The 18,872-nt window shown below is 69.2% G+C and carries 18 protein-coding genes; 5 read left to right on the forward strand and 13 right to left on the reverse strand.

All coding sequences use genetic code 11. The features are described 5' to 3' along the window. The first annotated feature begins 92 nt into the window (after nt 1-92). On the forward strand, nt 93-998 hold the full coding sequence (locus JHY01_RS20180; protein WP_205327483.1) for a 5'-3' exonuclease: 906 nt from the start codon (nt 93-95) through the stop codon (nt 996-998). A 52-nt stretch (nt 999-1,050) separates the two neighbouring features. Here JHY01_RS20180 and JHY01_RS20185 read toward each other — a convergent pair whose 3' ends face one another. Then, nucleotides 1,051-3,780 (reverse strand): RNA helicase, encoded by a 2,730-nt coding sequence (locus JHY01_RS20185; protein WP_205327484.1) that lies wholly within the window; start codon nt 3,778-3,780, stop codon nt 1,051-1,053. A gap of 98 nt (nt 3,781-3,878) precedes the next feature. Between JHY01_RS20185 and JHY01_RS20190 the strand changes: the two genes are divergently transcribed. Continuing rightward, entirely contained in the window at nt 3,879-4,616 is a 738-nt protein-coding gene (locus JHY01_RS20190; RefSeq protein ID WP_205327485.1) for an HAD family hydrolase, read from the forward strand. Between the two features lie 83 nt (nt 4,617-4,699). On the opposite strand, the gene tatC is transcribed toward JHY01_RS20190, so the two are convergent. The 5 genes from tatC to JHY01_RS27880 all read right to left on the reverse strand — a co-directional run bounded on the left by tatC (nt 4,700) and on the right by JHY01_RS27880 (nt 8,470). Continuing rightward, nucleotides 4,700-5,689, reverse strand: coding sequence for a twin-arginine translocase subunit TatC (tatC, locus tag JHY01_RS20195; RefSeq protein WP_205327486.1), 990 nt, complete (start codon nt 5,687-5,689; stop codon nt 4,700-4,702). Between the two features lie 22 nt (nt 5,690-5,711). Further along, nucleotides 5,712-5,990 carry a Sec-independent protein translocase subunit TatA gene (gene tatA / locus JHY01_RS20200; protein WP_205327487.1) on the reverse strand — a complete coding sequence of 93 codons (279 nt, stop codon included), beginning with the start codon at nt 5,988-5,990 and terminating at the stop codon, nt 5,712-5,714. A 228-nt stretch (nt 5,991-6,218) separates the two neighbouring features. Further along, nucleotides 6,219-6,428, reverse strand: coding sequence for a hypothetical protein (locus JHY01_RS20205; protein WP_205327488.1), 210 nt, complete (start codon nt 6,426-6,428; stop codon nt 6,219-6,221). A gap of 61 nt (nt 6,429-6,489) precedes the next feature. Beyond that, nucleotides 6,490-7,431, reverse strand: a complete 942-nt coding sequence (locus JHY01_RS20210; RefSeq protein WP_307814509.1) for a YafY family protein — start codon at nt 7,429-7,431, stop codon at nt 6,490-6,492. Nucleotides 7,432-7,489: 58 nt separating this feature from the next. Further along, entirely contained in the window at nt 7,490-8,470 is a 981-nt protein-coding gene (locus JHY01_RS27880; RefSeq protein WP_205327489.1) for a YafY family protein, read from the reverse strand. 143 nt (nt 8,471-8,613) lie between these two features. Between JHY01_RS27880 and JHY01_RS20220 the strand changes: the two genes are divergently transcribed. Both JHY01_RS20220 and JHY01_RS20225 read left to right on the forward strand, forming a co-directional pair. After that, a complete protein-coding gene (locus tag JHY01_RS20220; RefSeq protein ID WP_205327490.1) occupies nt 8,614-9,705 on the forward strand; it encodes a DUF3866 family protein in 1,092 nt (363 codons plus the stop codon). 133 nt (nt 9,706-9,838) lie between these two features. Next, nucleotides 9,839-10,639, forward strand: a complete 801-nt coding sequence (locus JHY01_RS20225) for a TIGR02569 family protein (RefSeq protein ID WP_205327491.1) — start codon at nt 9,839-9,841, stop codon at nt 10,637-10,639. Nucleotides 10,640-10,826: 187 nt separating this feature from the next. Here JHY01_RS20225 and JHY01_RS20230 read toward each other — a convergent pair whose 3' ends face one another. From JHY01_RS20230 to arc, 7 genes are all read right to left on the reverse strand, one after another. Next, nucleotides 10,827-11,081, reverse strand: a complete 255-nt coding sequence (locus tag JHY01_RS20230; RefSeq protein ID WP_205327492.1) for a hypothetical protein — start codon at nt 11,079-11,081, stop codon at nt 10,827-10,829. Between the two features lie 8 nt (nt 11,082-11,089). Beyond that, entirely contained in the window at nt 11,090-12,448 is a 1,359-nt protein-coding gene (gene pafA, locus JHY01_RS20235; RefSeq protein WP_205327493.1) for a Pup--protein ligase, read from the reverse strand. Between the two features lie 292 nt (nt 12,449-12,740). Next, on the reverse strand, nt 12,741-13,502 hold the full coding sequence (gene prcA, locus JHY01_RS20240) for a proteasome subunit alpha (protein ID WP_205327494.1): 762 nt from the start codon (nt 13,500-13,502) through the stop codon (nt 12,741-12,743). A 15-nt stretch (nt 13,503-13,517) separates the two neighbouring features. Beyond that, complete coding sequence (prcB, locus tag JHY01_RS20245; RefSeq protein ID WP_205327495.1) at nt 13,518-14,312, reverse strand: proteasome subunit beta; 795 nt, start codon at nt 14,310-14,312, stop codon at nt 13,518-13,520. A gap of 195 nt (nt 14,313-14,507) precedes the next feature. Then, the gene (locus tag JHY01_RS20250; RefSeq protein ID WP_205327496.1) at nt 14,508-14,723 is read right to left on the reverse strand and encodes a ubiquitin-like protein Pup; all 216 of its coding nucleotides are present in this window, start codon (nt 14,721-14,723) and stop codon (nt 14,508-14,510) included. Nucleotides 14,724-14,834: 111 nt separating this feature from the next. Next, complete coding sequence (gene dop, locus JHY01_RS20255) at nt 14,835-16,340, reverse strand: depupylase/deamidase Dop (protein WP_205327497.1); 1,506 nt, start codon at nt 16,338-16,340, stop codon at nt 14,835-14,837. A 264-nt stretch (nt 16,341-16,604) separates the two neighbouring features. Beyond that, nucleotides 16,605-18,383 carry a proteasome ATPase gene (arc, locus tag JHY01_RS20260; RefSeq protein WP_205327498.1) on the reverse strand — a complete coding sequence of 593 codons (1,779 nt, stop codon included), beginning with the start codon at nt 18,381-18,383 and terminating at the stop codon, nt 16,605-16,607. A gap of 118 nt (nt 18,384-18,501) precedes the next feature. On the opposite strand from arc, the gene JHY01_RS20265 reads away from it, so the two are divergent. After that, nucleotides 18,502-18,789 carry a ferredoxin gene (locus JHY01_RS20265; protein ID WP_205327499.1) on the forward strand — a complete coding sequence of 96 codons (288 nt, stop codon included), beginning with the start codon at nt 18,502-18,504 and terminating at the stop codon, nt 18,787-18,789. Nucleotides 18,790-18,872 lie beyond the last annotated feature (83 nt).

Genomic DNA, 18,872 nt, shown 5'->3' on the forward strand with positions numbered 1-18,872 from the left:
AGCATCGCCAAGGATGCGGATTCACGGCCCGCAGACTTCGCCGAGCGTGCTTGCGAGCCGTATCTGCGCGCAGCCGTGAGACAGTGGTGGGCATGCTGATGCTCATCGACGCCGCCTCGCTGTGGTACCGCGCCTACTACGGGCTCCCCTCCTCGATCAAGGCCCCGGACGGGCGCCGGTCGGGGGCGGTGCGGGGCTTCTTCGACGGCCTGGCCGTGCTGGCGCGCAAGTACTCCCCCACCGGGATGGTGTGCTGCCTTGAGGGGAACTGGCGGCCCGAGTGGCGGCTCGAACTGCTGCCCGCCTACAAGGCCGCGCGGGCGCTCCCGGACGGCGCGGAGGACACCCCCGAAGGCCTCGACGACCAGGTCGCGGCGATCGAGGCGCTGCTCCCGGCCCTGGGCGTCGCGACGGCCGCGCATCCGCGGTTCGAGGCCGACGACGTGATCGCGACACTGGCGGCGCGCACGGCCGAACCGGTGGTCGTGGTGACCGGCGACCGGGACCTGTTCCAGCTCGTCGACGATGACCGCGACCGCAAGGTCGTATACCTCGCGCGCGGGATATCCAAAGCTGAATTGTTCGACGGCGAGGCCGTCGCGACCAAGTTCGGCGTGGCCCCGGCGCACTATGTGGACTTCGCGGTCCTGCGCGGCGATCCCTCCGACGGCCTGCCCGGCGTCAAGGGCATCGGCGCGAAGACCGCGGTGACGCTGGTGAACACGTACGGCGGGATCGCGGGGCTGAAGGCCGCCGCGGCCGATGACGGCTCGGACCTCCCTGAGCGCCACCGCAAGGCGATCACCGAGTCCGCCGACTATCTCGACCGGGCCGTCGCGACCTCGACCGTGGTCACCGATGTCGACGTCCCGCTGGTCGACGCGACCCTGCCGGAATCCCCGAAGGACCCTGCGCGGGTCGACGCCCTTGCGGCCGAATGGGGCGTCGCGTCGGCGCTCAAGCGCTTCCACGAGGCCATCGCCCTCGAAGCGGCCTGAACCGCCGTGCGTTCAGGCCGCCCGCCGTGCGGACGGCCTGAACCGTCGGGTCTCAGACGTCGGCGACGACGCCGCGGCGGATCGCGTCCACCGCGGCGTAGGCGGCGTCGGCGAGCTTATTGGATGACTCGGTGCCGATATATCTTGCAGCAGTCCCCATTTGATGCAGCAGGTCGGCCGTACGCCGCGCCCACCGCACGAAGTCGCCGCCGGGCATCGGCCAAGGGCCGTCGGCGGCGGCCAGGGCCTTCGACAGCTCCTCACCGTTGGTCCACCGGTAGATCGGCCAGGCCAGCCCCATCTGCGGGCGCGAGATCAGCGACAGGCCCCGCGTGTTCTCCGCGCGCCGGATCGCCTCCCAGCGCCGCACGGTCTTCTGGACGGGCTCGGTGATCGGGCCGGGCACCGCCACGAAGAACTCGTCCTCCTCGAAGCGGGACTCGTAGATCACCGTCGACGCGATCGCCGCGAGCGAGGGCGCGTCGAGGCCCTCCCAGATGCCGTCGCGCAGGCATTGCGCCACCAGCAGGTCGGTCTCCACGAACAGGTTGCGCAGCAGCCGCCCGTCGCTGGTGACGGTCTCGCCGTCGAGGTACCCGAACTCGCTGAGGACCTCGCGCACGGCCGTGAACTGCCGCGCCAGGGAGTGCTCGCGGCGCTCGGAGCGGCGGCGCAGCAGCTCTGCTTCGCGTTTGAGCCGCGACCAGCGGGAGGCGTGCACGGTGTGCTGCCCGGCGTCGGGGCAGGTGCGGCACGGGTGGGCCTTGACCTCCTCGCGCAGGCGCGCGATCTCGGGGGTCTCGGCGGCGCCGCCGCGGCGGGTCGGCCGCGAGCGGTCCCGGGTGGCCTCGCGCAGGCTCGAGGCGAGGTCGGACCGGGCTTTGGCGTCGCGGCGTTCGAAGCGCTTGGGCATCCGGATGCGGGTGGCGACCTCGACGCCGCCGTCGAACGCGGCACTCTCGAGCGTGCCGGTCCAGCCGTCGGCGGTGAGCACCGCCCAGCGCGGGTCGTGGTGGCGCGAGCCGCCGGTGGGGCGCAGGAACACGGCCCAGCCGGTGCGCTTGCCGCGGGAGATCCAGATGACGTCGCCGGCGCGGAGCTTCTCGAGGCTGGTGCGGGCCTCGTCGCGCAGGGCGCCTTTGCGGCGCTTCTGGGCGCCGCGTTCGGCCTGCGAGAGCTGCTGCGTGAGTTCGTAGTAGGCGAGGAAGTCGCCGAGGCGGCAGGCGGCGCCCTCGGCCGCCTCGGCCGCGCGGCGGTTCAGCGTGCGGGCCTGCTCGGCGATGTGGACGGCTTCGGAGTCGGACTGGAACTGCGCGAAGGAGGAGGCCAGGACCTCTTGGGCGCGTTCGACTCCGGCGGCGCCGATGAGGTTGACGGCCATGTTGTAGGAGGGCGCGAAGCTGGAGTTGAGCGGATAGGTGCGCTTGGAGGCGAGCCCGGCGAGCTCCTTCGGGCGCACGTCCTCGGCCCAGACGGTGACGGCGTGGCCCTCGACGTCGATGCCGCGGCGTCCGGCGCGGCCGGTGAGCTGCGTGTACTGGCCGGGGGTGAGCATGACGTGGTCGGAGCCGTCGTATTTGATGAGCCGCTCCAGGACCACCGACCGCGCGGGCATGTTGATGCCCAGCGCGAGCGTCTCGGTGGCGAACACGGCTTTGAGGAGGCCGCGCTCGAAGAGCTTCTCGACGACCTCCTTGAACACCGGGAGGAGCCCGGCGTGGTGGGCGGCGATCCCGGCCGCGAGGCCGGCGAGCCACCGGTCGAAGCCGACCGCGTCGAGGTCGGCGGGGTCGATGTGGGCGACGGCGCTCGTCGCGTAGTCGACGATGTCGTCGCGTTCGCGCCCGTCGGTGAGCCGCAATCCCGCGCGAACGCATTCGTCCACGGCCGCATCGCATCCGGCGCGGGAGAAGATGAAGTAGATGGCCGGAAGGAGCGCGGCCTGGTCGAGGCGCGAGACGACCCGTCCGCGGTCCACATAGGGTCGTCCGCCACGGCGGCGCCCGCCGGTGCGGCCCTCGTTGCGCTCGCGCGCGCGGGCGTCCTTTTTGAGCAGTTCTTTGGAGACGTAGTCGCCATCGGGCTCGAACAGGTCGAGCAGCGCGCCGCCGATCATCATGTGCTGCCACAGCGGTACCGGGCGCGTCTCGGAGACGACGACCTCGGTGGAGCCGCGGACGCTCTTGAGCCAGTCGCCGAACTCCTCCGCGTTCGAGACCGTCGCCGAGAGGGAGACGACCCGGACCTCTTGCGGGAGTTCGATGATGATCTCCTCCCACACGGCGCCGCGGAAGCGGTCGGCGAGGTAGTGCACCTCGTCCATGACCACGTAGCGGAGTCCGCCCAGGGTGGAGGAGCCCGCGTAGATCATGTTGCGCAGCACCTCGGTCGTCATCACGACGATCGGGGCCTCGCCGTTGACGACGGTGTCACCGGTCAGCAGCCCTACGTTCTCGGCGCCGTGCGCGGCCACGAGGTCGTTGAACTTCTGGTTCGACAGCGCCTTGATGGGGGTGGTGTAGAAGCACTTCCTGCCTTCGGCCAGCGCCAGGTGCACGGCGAACTCGCCCACCACGGTCTTGCCGGCGCCCGTGGGGGCGCACACGAGCACGCCGTGGCCGCTCTCGAGGATGCGGCAGGCCTCGACTTGGAAGTCGTCGAGTTCGAACGGGTAGTCCCCTGCGAAGGCCGCCAGCTGCGGCCACTGCCGGCGCGCCTGCGCGGCGGCGTGGCGTTGGGCCGGGGAGCGGTCGTCGGCGTAAGGCACGTCGGCGGTAACCATGGCCTCAACACTAGTCTGCCGCCCCGACAAGGGCACTCCGGTAACGCGCTTCCGCACCCGCCTGTGACGACGCCTACACGGCCGGGTATCGTCCGTTTGTGCACCGGGATTCCTCACCAGGAGATGACGATGCGGGACGCGGAGGGGTCGACGCGGTCCTGTTCGATTTCCACGGCACCTTGGCGCAGCTCGAACCGCTGACCCGGTCGGTGTCGCTCGCGGCCGAGTCCTGCGGGCGGCGGCTCAATCCGCTCGCGGTGACGGCGCTGGCCGACGCCATCGGCGCGCAGGGCTGGCTCGGTTCGGGCATGGAGCCGCGGGTGCGACCGGACTTCGCCGACGCCTGGGCCGATCGCGATCTCGACGAAGAGGCCCACCGGGAGGCGTTCACCGCGCTCGCGGCGCAGGCCCACGGGGTCTTCGAGGGCCTGGCGGAGGCGCTGTACGACCGGATGGCCTCGCCTGAGGGCTGGGTCGCGTTCGCCGACACGATCGGCACACTCGTTTCGTTGAAGGCCCAGGGGTACCCGATCGCGCTGGTCTCGAACATCGGTTTCGACGCGCGGCCGATTCTGCGCCGCCTGGGCATCGACCGGTTCATCGACGAGTGGGTGCTGTCCTACGAGGTCGGCTACTGCAAGCCGGACGAGAAGATCTTCTACGCGGCCTGCCATGCGCTCGACGTCGAGCCGGGCCGGGTGCTCATGGTGGGCGACAGCATGGCCGATGCGGGGGCGGCCCGGATCGGCGCCCGCTGCTACCTGCTGCCGCACGCCGAGGCGGGCCGGATCGTCGGTCTCGACGCGGTACTGCGGCTGGTGCGCAGCGGCTGCTAGAGCGCACTGACAGACGATGGAAGGGCCCCACCGCGATCGCGGTGGGGCCCTTCCTCGATGCTCGACCTTCGTCCTCAGCGGACTCAGGTGATGTCGTCGTAGCCTTCGACGCGGCGGCCGAGGCGGTTTCGCCGCTCGGGTTCGCCGGGATAGTCATCGTCGTCGAGGCTGCTGGCGCCGACGGTCGCCTCCGCGGTCATGTGGTCGGAGGGGCCGATGTCGCTGGCTTCCTCGTCGTCCCACTGGTCCTCGTCCGTGATGCCCTTGCGCTTGTCGTTCAGCGTCGCGACGATGAGCGCGACGCCGTACAGGAGCAGCATGCAGATCGCCAGCGCGGTCATGCCGAACGGGTCGGGCGTGGGCGTGAAGATCGCGGTGAACGTGAAGCTCACCAGGACCACGATCCGCCACCAGCCGCGCATCCGCTTGGCCGTCACCAGGCCCATCACGTTGAGCATCAACATGATCAGCGGGAACTCGAACCCGATCCCGAAGACCATCATCACCGCTACGTAGAAGTTGATGTAGGCCTCGAGGTCGAGGTTGATGTTCATTCCTTCGCCGATGCCCGACAGCAGCATGATGAACTGCATGCCGTGGGAGACGACGAAGTACGCCAGGACGGCGCCGCCGAGGAACAGCGGCGCGGCGATCCCGATGAAGAAGTACGCGTACTTCCGCTCGTTCCGGTGCAGACCGGGGGCGATGAACGCCCACAGTTGGTAGAGCCAGATCGGAGCCGTGCCCACGAGCGCCATGTACAGCGAGATCTTCAGGTACAGGCTGATGTGGGAGATCGGGGACTGCAGGTTGAAGTTACAGCCCACCAGGCCGTCTGCGGTCTCCTGGACGGCGTGCTGCGAAGCGCAGTACGGTTCCGCCAGGAACACGATGACGTTCTTGGAGAGTGCCAGTGAGGCGGCGGTCCCGACCAGGATCACTACGACGGCGATGAGCAGCCGGGAGCGCAGATCGGCGAGGTGCTCCATGAGCGTCATGGAGCCGTCGGCGGCGCGCTGGAACTTGGACGGCTTGCGTTCTCTCCTGGCGCGCCGCGGCGGTGCGTCAGCCATGTGCGTAACGACCGGATCCGGGCTAGCGGGTCTTCTTGTGGTCGACCGATTCGCCGTCGATCACGGACTCGTTGACCGGCGCCGGCGGGTCGAGCGGCTCACGCGTGTGCTTGGGCTCGGCGCGGGTGTCGCCGTCCTCGTCGGGGTTGGCCCCGTCCTTCTTCATGGCCTCGGTCTCCGACTTGAGGATCCGCATGGAGCGACCCAGACCACGCGCCATGTCGGGAAGCTTCCTGGAGCCGAACACCAGCAAGATGACAACGACGAGAATGATGATGTGCCAGGGCTTCAATGCACCCATTGTTCGGTCCCTCCGGATATATGTCGGTGACGTTAACCATCGTATGCCGCTTGGAAGGCGGCTGCCACGGAGGCTGAGTCTCGGCTTGGTACCAGGTTCACCTGCAGTGGCGTGGCTACGACATCGTCGAGCCGGACAAGCATGACCGACGTTTGACACTTCCGTCAACACTGGAGCCTTCGGGAACCCTGATCTTTATCAGAATGTGGCGGCGGTGACGGTGCCGCGTCACTTCTTGGGCAGTGCGGCGGCGGTCCGTTCGGCTTCGGCGAGCGTCGCGTTCAGACGTTCCTGCAGGTCCTGTAGCTCGCCGGCGCGTTCTTGGACGCGTTCGAGGCCGAATCGGAGTTGTTTGAGGCCGCCGATGAGGCGTGTGGCCGAGACCGCCAGGAGCACGAGTCCGGCGAGTGCCAGCACGACCGATATCGCCCAGATCATCGGGTCAGTCTAGCCCCGGGCGCCGCTGCACTCGAGCGGGCCCGGCGGCGGGTCGGCGGCACTAGGCGGTCTGGTACCGGGCCAGCGCGGCGCCGGCGGTCTGGCGGACGGCGTCGCGCAGTTCGGCGGGGGCGAGGACTTCGGCTTCGCCGCCGAGGCCGAGGACGAAGCGGCGGGCCCAGTCGAGGTCGCGCACGCGCATGGTGACGCGGCGGCGGCCGTCGGCCTCGCCGACGATCTCATCGCACGGGTAGGCGTCGGTGACGGTCTTGGCGCCGGGCCCGAGCAGCAGTTGGATACGCGGCAGTTCGGAGGCGAGGAACGCGGTGGGCGCGGGCTGGTCGGTGAGGCGCAGCGGCTCCGAGGGCTCGTCGAGTTCGGAGCAGGCGTCGATGCGGTCGATGCGGAACTGGCGGATCTCCCCCGCGGTGCGGCACCAGGCGCGCAGGTAGGCGTGGCCGTCGGCGGCGACGACCTCGATGGGGTCGACGACGCGTTCGGAGGTGGTGTCGCGGCTGGCCGAGTAGTAGGTGATGCGGGCGGCGTGGCCGGAGGCGACGAGGGCCGCATAGCGTTCGGCCTGCGGGTCGATGACGGTGTCGCGGACGGTGACGTCGGCGGGGATCTCGCCCGCGGCGGCGGCGAGCTTGTCGAGCGCGGAGGCGATGGCGGCGCGGTCCCCGACGCCGGGCGTGTCGGCGAGCACCCGCAGGGCGACCGAGAGCGCGAGGGCCTCGTGGGCGGCGAGGCGGACGGGGCGGTCCATGCCGGCGGCGAAGAGGACGCGGACCTCGTCGGCGTCGAAGGCGATGTCGATGAGGTCGCCGGGCCCGTAGCCGGGCAGGCCGCACATCCACAGCATGGTGAGGTCGGACTGGATCTGGTCGGCGTCGACGCCGAAGTCCGCGGCGAGCTCGGCGATCGGGACCCCTTCGGGGCGGGCGACGAGGTACGGGACGAGGTTGAGGAGGCGGGCGAGCCGGTTCGAGGTCACAGCGTTCACTCCGGTTCGGGGAATCGACGAGCGAAGCGCGTCGGCTGGGCGGGGCGACGGGTGCGGGTCACGGTGTCTCCTTTTCGTCGGCGAGGGCCTGCAGGCACGCGATGGTCTCCTTGACCAGTTCGGGCGGGGCGGTGACGAGGACGTCGGCGCCGAACGAGGCGAGCCAGGCGGCGGTCGCGGCGGTGTCGGTGTAGGAGAAGCAGGCCTGGTCGCCTTCGGCGGTGCGCGGGCCGATCTGGTCGGCGCGGCGGCGCACGCCCCAGGCGCGCTTGGGCCGGACGAGGACGGTGGCGCGGTTCGGGAGCTGGTGGTCCTCGGAGGCGGAGGCGAACGCGAGGACGTCGACGCCCTCGGGGATGGTGAACGCGCCTTCGGGGCCGGTGAGGCGGACCTTCCCGCTGATGCGGGAGAGCCGGAAGCAGCGCTGGGCGCCGCGGTCGAGGTCGTGGCCGGCGACGTACCAGCGGCCGCGCCAGGCCGCGCAGCCCCACGGCTGGATCCTGCGCTGCTGGGCGGCGCCGTCGCGCGGGCCGAAGTAGTCGAAGACGACGGTGCGCCGGGAGGCGACCGCTTCGAGGAACGGCGCGAGGGCCGCTTCGGCGCCGGGCAGGGACGTGACCGGGGACGCGGCGGCGTGCGACTCGACGTCGATGCCGGCGGCCCGGAGTTTGCGGAGCGCGTCGGAGGACCCGGACTGGAGTTCGGGCTGCTGCCACAGGCGGGCGGCGGCGGCCACGGCGGCGGCCTCGGCGTCGGTGAACTCGATCTGCGGCAGCTCGAAGTCCGAGCGGGCGATCCGGTAGCCCGGTTCGCCGTCGCCGAGGTAGTCGATGCCGGACTGCAGCGGGATGCCGATGCGGCGAAGCTCGGCCTTGTCGCGTTCGAACTTGCGCTGGAACGCGTCGTGGGCCTTCTTGTCGTCGTGGTTGTGCTCGTAGCCGGGGACGGTCCTGGCGATCTTGGCGGAGGTCTGGAAGCGCCGCGAGGACAGCAGGCAGAGCACCAGGTTCACCAGTCGTTCAGTGCGATCGTTGGACACCCGCCCAGCCTATGCCAGGTGGCGCAGGCGCTGCCAGCACGCCCGCCGGTGCGCGAGTCGCCGCGCGGCGGCCGGATCGGCGCGGCGACGGGGCGGGCTCGGCGTGCTGCACCGGTGCCGTTGGCGCTTGATAATGTCCGGGCGTGATCAGATGGCGATACGGGACCGTCACCGGTGTGCGCGGCGGTTGGCGCGGCTGCACCGAGCTGGAGGTCGACGTCGAGGCCCGCGAGGGCGAGGACGCGTTCTCGTGCCGGGGCCTGGCCTACGACGAGCTCGTGGGGGTCCCCGAACTCGGCGACCGGGTGCTGCTCAACTGCAACGCCATCGCGAAGGGCCTGGGTACGGGCGGGTACGCGCTGGTCGTGGCCGTGCCGGACCGGCTCCCGGCCGACGTCGACGCACCGGGGCACATCGTCAAGGCCCGGTACACGCCGATGCAGGCGATGCGCCTGGCCGTGGACGAGGACGACTCGCCGCACCGCGCGGCCGTGGAGGCCTGCGAGGACCTCGGCGGGATGCCCGTGGTCGTGGCCGACCTGCATTCGGCGCTCGCGCCGGTGCTCGCCGGGATCCACGCGACCGCTCCGGACGCGCGGGTCGCCTACGTGATGACCGACGGCGGTTCGCTCCCGGCGTGGTTCTCGCGCCAGCTCGACCAGCTCTCGCCACGGCTATGCACCACGGTGACGGCGGGGCAGTGCTTCGGCGGGGACCTCGAAGCCACCAACGTCCACAATGCGCTGATCGCGGCGCGGGTCGTCGGCGGTGCCGACATCGCGATCGTGGCGCAGGGCCCGGGGAACCTCGGGACGGGCACCGTGTGGGGCTTCTCCGGGACCGCGGCGGGCGAGGCGGTCAACGCGGCGTCGGTGCTCGGCGGCAGGCCGGTGGCGTCGCTGCGGATCTCGGAGGGCGACGCGCGCGAGCGCCATCGCGGGATCTCGCACCACTCGATGACGGCGTACTCGAAGGTCGCACTGGCCTCGGCTGAGGTGCCGGTGCCGGACGAGCTCCCGGCGGAACTCGAGGGCAAGATCCGGCGGCAGCTCGCCGAGCTGCCCAAGCGGCACCGCCAGATCGAGATCGACTGCTCGGGCCTGGTCGAGGCGATGGAGGCGCTGCCGGTCAAGTTGTCCACCATGGGAAGAGGCCTCGACCGCGACCGCGTCTACTTCGTGGCCGCGGCGGCCGCAGGACGACACGCGGCCCAGATCGCGACCCGCCGCGACTGACGCACCTCCCCCACCGAAGCCACGCACGGCACCCGCACCTCAGCGTGCTCAGCGTCGTCCCGCTGTTCTCCTCGGACTTGGACCGAGCGGAAAGCGATTGACGGCCTCGTAGTGCCACGGTTAGGTTCGGCCGATGCCAATGCCTCCCCCTCCGAACGTCCTCAACGCATTTGCAGCAGTCGGCGAACCGGAGCTGCTCGACGGCGGGCAGGGCGGGACTTGGCGAGCCGGCGCCGTCGTGCTGAAGCCGGCGGGCCTGGCGGCGGAGGCCCGATGGCGGGCTTCGACGCTTGATGCGATTCCCGACTCCGACCTGGTCCGGATCGCCCGCCCATTGCGTGCGGTCTCCGGCGACTGGCTGCACGAGGGCTGGGAGGCCTGGCGTTACACCGCCGGCCACACCGACCCGTCGCAATGGGACGCGGCGATCGCGACCGGTGCGGCGTTCCACGAGCTGCTCACCGCCGTGCCGCGACCCGACTTCCTCGACGGCCGGGACAACTGGTGGAGCCGCAGCGACCGCATCGCATGGGACCTGACCGCCGTCCCGGAAGCGCCCCTCCTGCGGCGACTGTCGGAGGCGCGAGCGCCGATTGCGGTCCAGGAGCAGATGGTCCACGGTGATCTGCTCGGCAACGTCCTGTACGAGCCGGGTCTGGCCCCGGCGATCATCGACTGGGCGCCGTACTGGCGTCCGACTTCGTGGGCTGCGGCGGTGGCGGTGGTCGACGCGCTGTGCTGGCATGGCGCCGATCAGTCGCTTGTGGATCGCTGGTCGTCGCTCGAGGCATGGTCGCAGATGCTGCTGCGCGCCTTGCTGTACAGGATGATCACCGACCTTGAGGCCGCCTGCGCATCAGGCGATGACTGGCAACCCCATCCGGCCTATGAACCGGTAGTGCATCTGGTCCTCACCTGCGTCGAGCGGGGATAGCCGCACCCCGGCGCTTGAACCCTGAACGAATGTCGCCGGGGCACACCGAATGATGTGCTCGCGCCCCACCTGCGCCGGTCTCGCCGGTCCGGTTCCCCAACACCGATCGGACACTCGGCGTGCGCCCGAACGCGAAACGCCCCGCCCGCGCTCTCACGCGGACGGGGCGTTGCCATTCGCCGCTTCACTAGAGCACGTACAGGACCAGGATCCAGAGGCCGATGACCCCCGCCAGCGCAAGGGCGAGGACCCAGGTGGGGACCGTGTACTCGCCTCGCCGGTTTCGCGCGATCTCTTCGCGGATCCGCGTCGTGCGCCGCTCGTATGCGGCGACCGGGTCGAGCGAGCTCAGCGGATCCGCGCGGCGCCCGGCCGGGCTTCGCCTCTCCTCCGCCGGCTCCTCGGCCCGCTGCGGCTCGGCCCCGCCGTTCCGATCAGTCATCGCTCGCCTCACATGCTGGCGATGAGCTTGTCGACCCGCTCGTCCCGCGACCGGAACGGGTCCTTGCACAGCACCGTGCGCTGCGCCTGGTCGTTCAGCTTCAGGTGCACCCAGTCGACGGTGAAGTCGCGGCGCTTCTCCTGCGCCTTGCGGATGAACTCGCCGCGCAGCCGCGCCCGCGTGGTCTGCGGCGGCACTTCCTTCGCCTCGAAGACCTCCACGTCGTGCGTGATCCGCTCGGCCTCGCCGCGCTTCTCCATCAGGTGGTGCAGGCCCCGGCCGCGCCGGATGTCGTGGTACGCCAGGTCGAGCTGCGCCACGCGCGGGCTCGAGAGCGCCAGGCCCCGCTTCTCGCGGTAGCGCTCGATGAGCTTGTACTTCGCGACCCAGTCGATCTCACGCGAGACCGAGTCCAGGTCCTCGGACTCGACGGCCTGGAGCACCCGGCCCCACAGGTCGATGACCCGCTTGGTGCCGGCGTCGGCGCCGCGCTGGTCGACGAAGTCGATGGCCTTCTCGAGGTACTCGCGCTGGATGTCCAGAGCGGACGCCTCGCGACCGCTCGCCAAGCGCACCAGGCGCTTTCCGGTCGTGTCGTGGCTGATCTCGCGGATCGCCCGGATCGGGTTCTCCAACGTGAGGTCGCGCATCGTCACACCGGTCTCGATCATCCGCAGCACCAGGTCGGCCGAGCCGACCTTGAGCATGGTGGTGACCTCGTTGATGTTCGAGTCGCCCACGATGACGTGCAGGCGGCGGTACCGCTCGGCGTCGGCGTGCGGCTCGTCGCGGGTGTTGATGATCGGCCGCGAGCGGGTCGTGGCCGAGGAGACCCCCTCCCAGATGTGCTCGGCGCGCTGCGACAGGCAGAAGCGCGCGCCGCGCGGGGTCTGGAGGACCTTCCCGGCCCCGCAGATGAGCTGGCGGGTGACCAGGAACGGGATGAGCACCTCGGCGAGGCGCCCGAATTCGCCGTGGCGGCTGACCAGGTAGTTCTCGTGGCAGCCGTAGGAGTTCCCGGCCGAGTCGGTGTTGTTCTTGAACAGGTAGATGTCGCCCGCGATGCCCTCGTCGTGGAGGCGCTTCTCGGCGTCGATCATGAGGCCTTCGAGGATGCGCTCACCGGCCCGGTCGTGTTTGACCAGGTCCTCGATCGAGTCGCACTCAGGTGTGGCGTACTCGGGGTGGGAGCCCACATCGAGGTAGAGGCGGGCGCCGTTGCGGAGGAACACGTTGGAGGAGCGGCCCCAGGAGACCACACGCCTGAAGAGGTAGCGGGCCACTTCGTCCGGAGACAGGCGGCGCTGTCCCCTAAAAGTGCAAGTGACCCCGTATTCGGTCTCCAGTCCGAAAATGCGCCTGTCCATGTCGAAACCCTACCCCGATTCGGTTGAGGAGAACACCCCTCGCGGTCGAACGGTTCCATACCGCGACGGGCACTATGGAGATTGTTCGATTTACGGCGGTATGCACCTGGTTCGATGCGGTCCCGCCGGGACGGACCGTCCATTTGAGAGGGACGGTAGGTACTCGAAGGAGCGTCGCTCGGTCGTATGCGGCGACCGCTTGCGGCGGTTGCCGACCGGGCCGGTCGGGCCCGCGAGGACGCGGGTACCCGCTCGGCCCGGCCTCAAGCGGCGGACGGCCGGCGTGCGGTCGTCAGGAATCGTCGGTGTCGGGCGCCTCGTCCACGGTCGTTTCGGTCTCGGGCTCCGCTTCGGCAGCCCGGCCCGTCATCAGCGCGTCCAGGGCCAGACCCTCGATACGGCGGAAGGCCCGGCCGGGGCGGGCCCGCTCCAGGACCGCGACCTCCAGGACCTCCTTGGTCAGCTCGCGGGGCGTGCCGTTGCCGCCGGAGCTCGAGAGCGCCCGCAGGGCCAGCGCGAACGCGTCGGCGAGCGGTGCCTCGAAGTCGTGGCCCTCGGCCAGGACCTCCTTGAGCTGGTCGGCGTCGCCGCCCATGGCGAGGTAGCCGGGCTCGTCGTTGATGGAGCCGTCGAAGGTGAGCCGGTAGAGCTCGTCCTCCTGGGGTCCGGAGCCGACGCCGGCGACGCAGATCTCGACCTCGAAGGGCTTGGTCTGCTCCGAGAAGATCGCACCGAGGGTCTGGGCGTAGGCCTTGGCGAGACTGGCGGCGTTGACGTCGCGGCGGTCGTAGGAATAGCCGCGCAGGTCGGCCATCCGGACGCCGGCGGTGCGGAGGTTCTCGAACTCGTTGTACTTGCCGACGGCGGCGAAGCCGATGCGGTCGTACAGCTCGTAGACCTTGTGCAGGGCCGAGGAGACGTTCTCGGCGACGAGGAGGACGCCGTCGGCGCAGGAGAGCACCACGACGTTGCGGCCCCGGGAGATGTTCTTGCGGGCGAACTCGGCCCGGTCCCGCATGATCTGTTCGGGACTGGTGTAGAACTGCATGGCCATGTCCGGCTCCTCTCCTTATCCGTAGGGGTTCTCGGTGCGGGCCGCGATGACGGCGCGGGCGACGTCGGCCACGACGGCCTCGTCGATCCGCTTGGAGCCTTCGGCGGTGGCGGTCATGACCACGGGGTAGAGGTCGCGGGTCGGGTCGGGTCCGCCGGTGGCGGAGTCGTCGTCGGCGGCGTCGTAGAGCGATTCGACGGCGATCTTGACGGCTTCCTCGGTGCCGATGTCGCGGCGGTAGCGCTTCTTGAGGGAGCTCTTGGCGAACATGGATCCCGAGCCGATGGAGTCGAAGTCGCGTTCGGCGTAGATGCCGCCGACGACGTCGAAGCTGTAGATCTTGCCGGCTTCTTCGATGGCGGCGGCGTCGACGTCGAACCCGGCGAAGAGCGGGACGACGGCGAGGCCCTGGAGGGCGATGCCGAGGTTGCCGCGCAGCATGGTGGCGAGGCGGTTGGCCTTGCCGTTCAGGGTGAGCGGGGCGCCTTCGATCTTCTCGTAGTGCTCGAGTTCGAGCTGGTAGAGCTTGACCAGCTCGATGCCGAGGCCGGCCGTGCCCGCGATGCCGACGAGCGAGTAGCCGTCGGCCGGGAAGACCTTCTCGATGTCGCGACTGGAGATGTAGTTGCCCATGGTCGCGCGGCGGTCGCCGGCCATGACGACGCCTTCGGCGGTGCGCAGGGCGACGATGGTGGTGGCGTGGGCGCTGACGGCGGCGAAGTCGCCGGGCGGCAGGGGTCTGCGCCCCGGCAGCAGCTCGGGTGCCACCTGCATGAGGAACTCCGAGAAGGAGGAGGTTCCAGCCGTCATATACGCGTTGGGCAGTTTGCCTGGGAATCCTTGACCTGTCACGACATGACCTCCCTAGTCCTCTATTTAGTAAATGCGCCGATGATACGCGGCTGGCCGCTTCGGACCCGCGGGGCCGGAGGGCTGCGGTGGGGCAAGGCCCCCGATGCGCCTGTAGGCGTCGCACCAGGTGGCCCTGTCACCGGCAGGGGGCTGCTACTGGCCGCCCTTTTGCACGAACGAGCGGACGAATTCCTCGGAGTTGGTCTCCAGGACTTCATCGATCTCGTCGAGCAGGTCGTCTACTTCTTCGGTGATCGCTTCGTGGCGTTCGGCAATCTCGGGGTCTACAGCGGCCTCGGTGGCCTCGGCGTCTGTTTCCTGCCGCGACCGCTGTGACTGCGACTGCCCGCCGGAGTCCTTCGCTGCCATAGCTGTTCCCTTCTACCTCGACGGTGCCTAAACCGTACCGCGAGAGTACGACAGCACGCCAGATACGACGCTGCACTGCCGCGCATTATTCCCGCGGACGAAACAGGGGCCTCATTCGGCCGTGATGATGTCGAGCAGGTCCTTCGCGGCCTCGCAGCGATCGAACAGCTCCCCGACATGGGCTTTGGTGCCTTTCTCAGGCTCCATCATGGGCACTCGCACGAGCGAGTCGGCGCCGACGTCGAAGATGACGGAGTCCCAGGAGGCGGCGACGACCTCGGAGGGATAGCGGGCGAGGCAGCGGCCGCGGAAGAACGCGCGGGTGTCGCTGGGCGGCTCGGTCATCGCGTCGATGATCTCGGTGTCGGTGAGCAGGCGCTTCATCTTGCCGCGGGCGACGAGGCGGTGATAGAGGCCCTTCTCGGGGCGAACGTCGTGGTACTGCAGGTCGATGGCCTGGAGTTTCGCGGCGCCCCAGTCGAGGTTCTCGCGTTCGCGGTAGCGGTCGAGGAGCGAGAGCTTCGCGGGCCAGTCGAGCATGTCGGACAGTTCCATGGGGTCGCGGGCGAGCGCGTCGAGCACGTACGCCCACAGGTCGAGGACCTCACGGGTGTCGGGGTCGGCGTCGTCGCCGCAGTAGGCCTCGGCCTGCTCCAGGATGGACTGCTGGAGTTCGATGGCGGTGAGGCGCTTGCCGTTGCGCAGTTCGATCTTGTGCTTGAGGCTGGGGTCGTGGCTGACGGCGCGGAGTTCGGCGACGGGTTCGGCGATGCCGAGGGTGCCGTCGAAGGCGCCGGACTCGATCATGGACAGCACGATCGAGGCGGTGCCGACCTTGAGGAAGGTGGCGTGCTCGGCGAGGTTGGCGTCGCCGATGATGACGTGGAGGCGCCGGTAGCGTTCAGCGTCGGCGTGGGGTTCGTCGCGGGTGTTGATGATGGGACGCTTCAGCGTGGTCTCAAGGCCCACTTCGACCTCGAAGAAGTCGGCGCGCTGGGAGATCTGGAAGCGGTGCTCGGAGGCGTCCTGGCCGATGCCGATGCGTCCGGCGCCGCAGTAGATCTGGCGGGTGACCAGGAACGGCGTGAAGTGGGCGACGATGTCGGCGAAGGGGGTCTGGCGCGACATGAGGAAGTTCTCGTGCGCGCCGTAGGAGGCGCCCTTGTTGTCGGTGTTGTTCTTGTACAAGTTGATCGGACCGATGCCGGGCGTGTGGGCCGCGCGGAGCGCGGCCTCGGCCATGGTCATCTCGCCGGCCTTGTCGAACAGGACGATCTCACGCGGGTTGGTGACCTCGGGGGTCGAGTACTCGGGGTGCGCGTGGTCGACGTAGAGGCGTGCGCCGTTGGTGAGGATGACGTTGGCGAGCCCCGAGTCCTCATCGGCGAGGTTCTCGGCCGGGTCGTAGAGGGCACCGGTGTAGGTGAAGCCGCGCGCGTCGCGTAGGGGGGTCTCCTCCTCGTAGTCCCACCTGGCGCGGCCGCCCTTGGAGAGCTCCGGGCGGGCGGCGTAGGCGTTGACGATCTGCGAGGAAGTCACCATCGGGTTGGCGCCCGGCTGGCCCGGCACGGAGATCCCGTATTCGATCTCGGTGCCCATAATGCGGCGTACGGTCATGCTCTCGAGCCTAGTCCCTTCGGGCGCGGCGGCGCTCCCTCCGATCGGAGACGTTTGGTTTTCCGGGCCGCCGAGTCTCGCACCGTTGAGGTTCTGGGTCTTCATGGCGATCGGTTACCCGTCGCAGCGTGGTCTGACACGTTCGGAGGTGCGCCGATCGGCCGACGGGGGTGCCGCCGGCCGATCGAAGCAACGTTCTTACAGGCGGTGCTTCCGGTACCATCCGCTTCGCCACAGGCGGTGCTTCCGGTACCATCCGCTTCGCTACAGGTACTGACCGGTGTTCGACACGGTGTCGATGCTGCGGCCGGAGTCGGGGCCCTTGCCGGAGACGAGCGTGCGGATGTAGACGATCCGCTCGCCCTTCTTGCCGGAGATGCGGGCCCAGTCGTCGGGGTTGGTGGTGTTCGGGAGGTCCTCGTTCTCGCGGAACTCGTCAACGGTGGAGTCGATGAGGTGGCTCAGGCGGATGCCCTTCGACTGGTGCGTCAGGAAGTCCTTGATGGCCATCTTCTTCGCCCGTGCGACGATGTTCTCGATCATCGCGCCGGAGTTGAAGTCCTTGAAGTAGAGCACTTCCTTGTCGCCGTCGGCGTAGGTGACCTCGAGGAAGCGGTTCTCATCCACTTCGGAGTACATCCGCTCGACGACCGCCTGGATCATCGACTGCACGGTGGCCTCGCGGTCCTTGTCGTGCTCGGCGAGGTCGTCGTCGTGCAGCGGCAGGGTCGTGGTGATGTACTTCGAGAAGATGTCCTTCGCCGACTCGGCGTCGGGCCGCTCGATCTTGATCTTGACGTCCAGGCGGCCGGGCCGCAGGATCGCCGGGTCGATCATGTCCTCGCGGTTCGAGGCGCCGATGACGATGACGTTCTCGAGGCCCTCCACGCCGTCGATCTCCGACAGCAGCTGGGGGACGATGGTGTTCTCGACGTCGGAGGACACGCCCGATCCGCGGGTGCGGAATATTGAGTCCATCTCGTCGAAGAACACGATCACGGGCATGCCTTCGCTGGCCTTCTCGCGGGCCCGCTGGAAGACCAGGCGGATGTGCCGCTCGGTCTCGCCGACGTACTTGTTGAGCAGCTCAGGGCCCTTGATGTTGAGGAAGTAGCTCCTGCCGGAGGCCTCCTCGCCGCGCATCTCGGCGACCTTCTTGGCCAGCGAGTTGGCGACGGCCTTGGCGATGAGCGTCTTGCCGCAGCCCGGCGGGCCGTACAGCAGGATGCCCTTCGGCGCTCGCAGCTCGTGCTCGCGGAAGAGGTCGGCGTGGAGGAACGGCAGCTCCACCGCGTCGCGGATCATCTCGATCTGGCCGTCGAGGCCGCCGATGTCGTAGTAGTCGACGTCCGGGACCTCTTCGAGGACGAGTTCTTCGACCTCGCTCTTCTGGATGCGCTCGTACGCGTACCCGGCGCGCGGCTCGATCATGACCGAGTCGCCCGCCCGCAGCGGCGAGTTGATGAGCGCGTCGGAGAGCAGCACGACCCGCTCCTCGTCGGCGTGGCTGGTCACCAGGGCGCGGTCCGGCGGACCGCCCGGGGTCTCGATGAGCTCCTTGAGCGTCACCACTTCGCCGATGCGCTCGTAGTCGAGCACCTCGACCACGTTCATGGCGTCGTTGAGCAGGACTTCCTGGCCGCGTTCGAGCTCGTCGACGTCGATCGACGGCGCGAGCGAGACGCGGAACTTCCTTCCGGAGGTGAAGACGTCGACGGTGCCGTCCTCACGGGCCCCCAGGAACACGCCGTAACCGGACGGCGGTTGTGCGAGCCGGTCGATTTCCTCTTTCAGTGAGACGATCTGCTCGCGGGCCTCCTTCAAGGTGGCCACGAGCCGCTCGTTCTGCTCCGACAGGCGGTCGATCTGGGATTGGGCGGCGGCGAGCCGCTCTTCCAGAATGTGCATGTGTCGGGGCGTTTCGGTGAGACGGCGTCGGGCAGCGGCCAGTTCTTCCTGGAGCTCTTCGACCTGTCCTGACAGTTCGTCGTGCTCTGAGCCCTGGCTCAGGTTCTGTCGACGGTCATCGTTGCTACGTGCCACGGGTCACACCTCCCGAGTGAGGGTTGTCCTACTCCAACCGTAGCTGGCTGGGGACGCCAATAGTAAGACTCGACACCGACATTGCGCCAGCTTCTTCGCGGCAATTAATCTGGGGGGCATGGCTGAGGAACGTGAACTCGAGGTATCGATCGACCAGGACGCCTGTACCGGGGACGGGCTCTGCGTGCAGTACGCGCCCACGATCTTCGAGTTCGACATCGACGGTCTCGCCTACGTGAAGGATCCTAACGGTGAGCTGTTGACTACGGCCGGTTCGCAAGTCGACGTGCCCGAACACCTGCGTCTGGACATTGTGAACGCCGCCCACGACTGCCCCGGCGAGTGCATCTACGTCCGCGACCGCAAGGACAAGACCGCCGTCGCGGGCCCCGGCGCGGACGACTAGCGCAGCGAGATTCGGGGGGGGGGGGGGGGGGCGGGGCCCCCCCCCCACGAGATTTTGGGCGAGTAAAAGACGGTGTAACGCCC

This window comes from Glycomyces sp. YM15 (assembly GCF_016918015.1).
Classification (GTDB): Bacteria; Actinomycetota; Actinomycetes; order Mycobacteriales; family Micromonosporaceae; genus Glycomyces.

What these genes read in the sequence shown, in the direction of transcription:
- tatC (WP_205327486.1), bottom strand. Translation starts at nt 5,689, where the DNA reads ATGGCTGACGCACCGCCGCGGCGCGCCAGGAGAGAACGCAAGCCGTCC.
- JHY01_RS20205 (WP_205327488.1), bottom strand. Translation starts at nt 6,428, where the DNA reads ATGATCTGGGCGATATCGGTCGTGCTGGCACTCGCCGGACTCGTGCTC.
- prcB (WP_205327495.1), bottom strand. Translation starts at nt 14,312, where the DNA reads ATGACGGCTGGAACCTCCTCCTTCTCGGAGTTCCTCATGCAGGTGGCA.
- JHY01_RS20185 (WP_205327484.1), bottom strand. Translation starts at nt 3,780, where the DNA reads ATGGTTACCGCCGACGTGCCTTACGCCGACGACCGCTCCCCGGCCCAA.
- JHY01_RS20225 (WP_205327491.1), top strand. Translation starts at nt 9,839, where the DNA reads ATGCCAATGCCTCCCCCTCCGAACGTCCTCAACGCATTTGCAGCAGTC.
- JHY01_RS20230 (WP_205327492.1), bottom strand. Translation starts at nt 11,081, where the DNA reads ATGACTGATCGGAACGGCGGGGCCGAGCCGCAGCGGGCCGAGGAGCCG.
- prcA (WP_205327494.1), bottom strand. Translation starts at nt 13,502, where the DNA reads ATGGCCATGCAGTTCTACACCAGTCCCGAACAGATCATGCGGGACCGG.
- dop (WP_205327497.1), bottom strand. Translation starts at nt 16,340, where the DNA reads ATGACCGTACGCCGCATTATGGGCACCGAGATCGAATACGGGATCTCC.
- JHY01_RS20250 (WP_205327496.1), bottom strand. Translation starts at nt 14,723, where the DNA reads ATGGCAGCGAAGGACTCCGGCGGGCAGTCGCAGTCACAGCGGTCGCGG.
- pafA (WP_205327493.1), bottom strand. Translation starts at nt 12,448, where the DNA reads ATGGACAGGCGCATTTTCGGACTGGAGACCGAATACGGGGTCACTTGC.
- JHY01_RS20265 (WP_205327499.1), top strand. Translation starts at nt 18,502, where the DNA reads ATGGCTGAGGAACGTGAACTCGAGGTATCGATCGACCAGGACGCCTGT.
- tatA (WP_205327487.1), bottom strand. Translation starts at nt 5,990, where the DNA reads ATGGGTGCATTGAAGCCCTGGCACATCATCATTCTCGTCGTTGTCATC.
- JHY01_RS20180 (WP_205327483.1), top strand. Translation starts at nt 93, where the DNA reads ATGCTGATGCTCATCGACGCCGCCTCGCTGTGGTACCGCGCCTACTAC.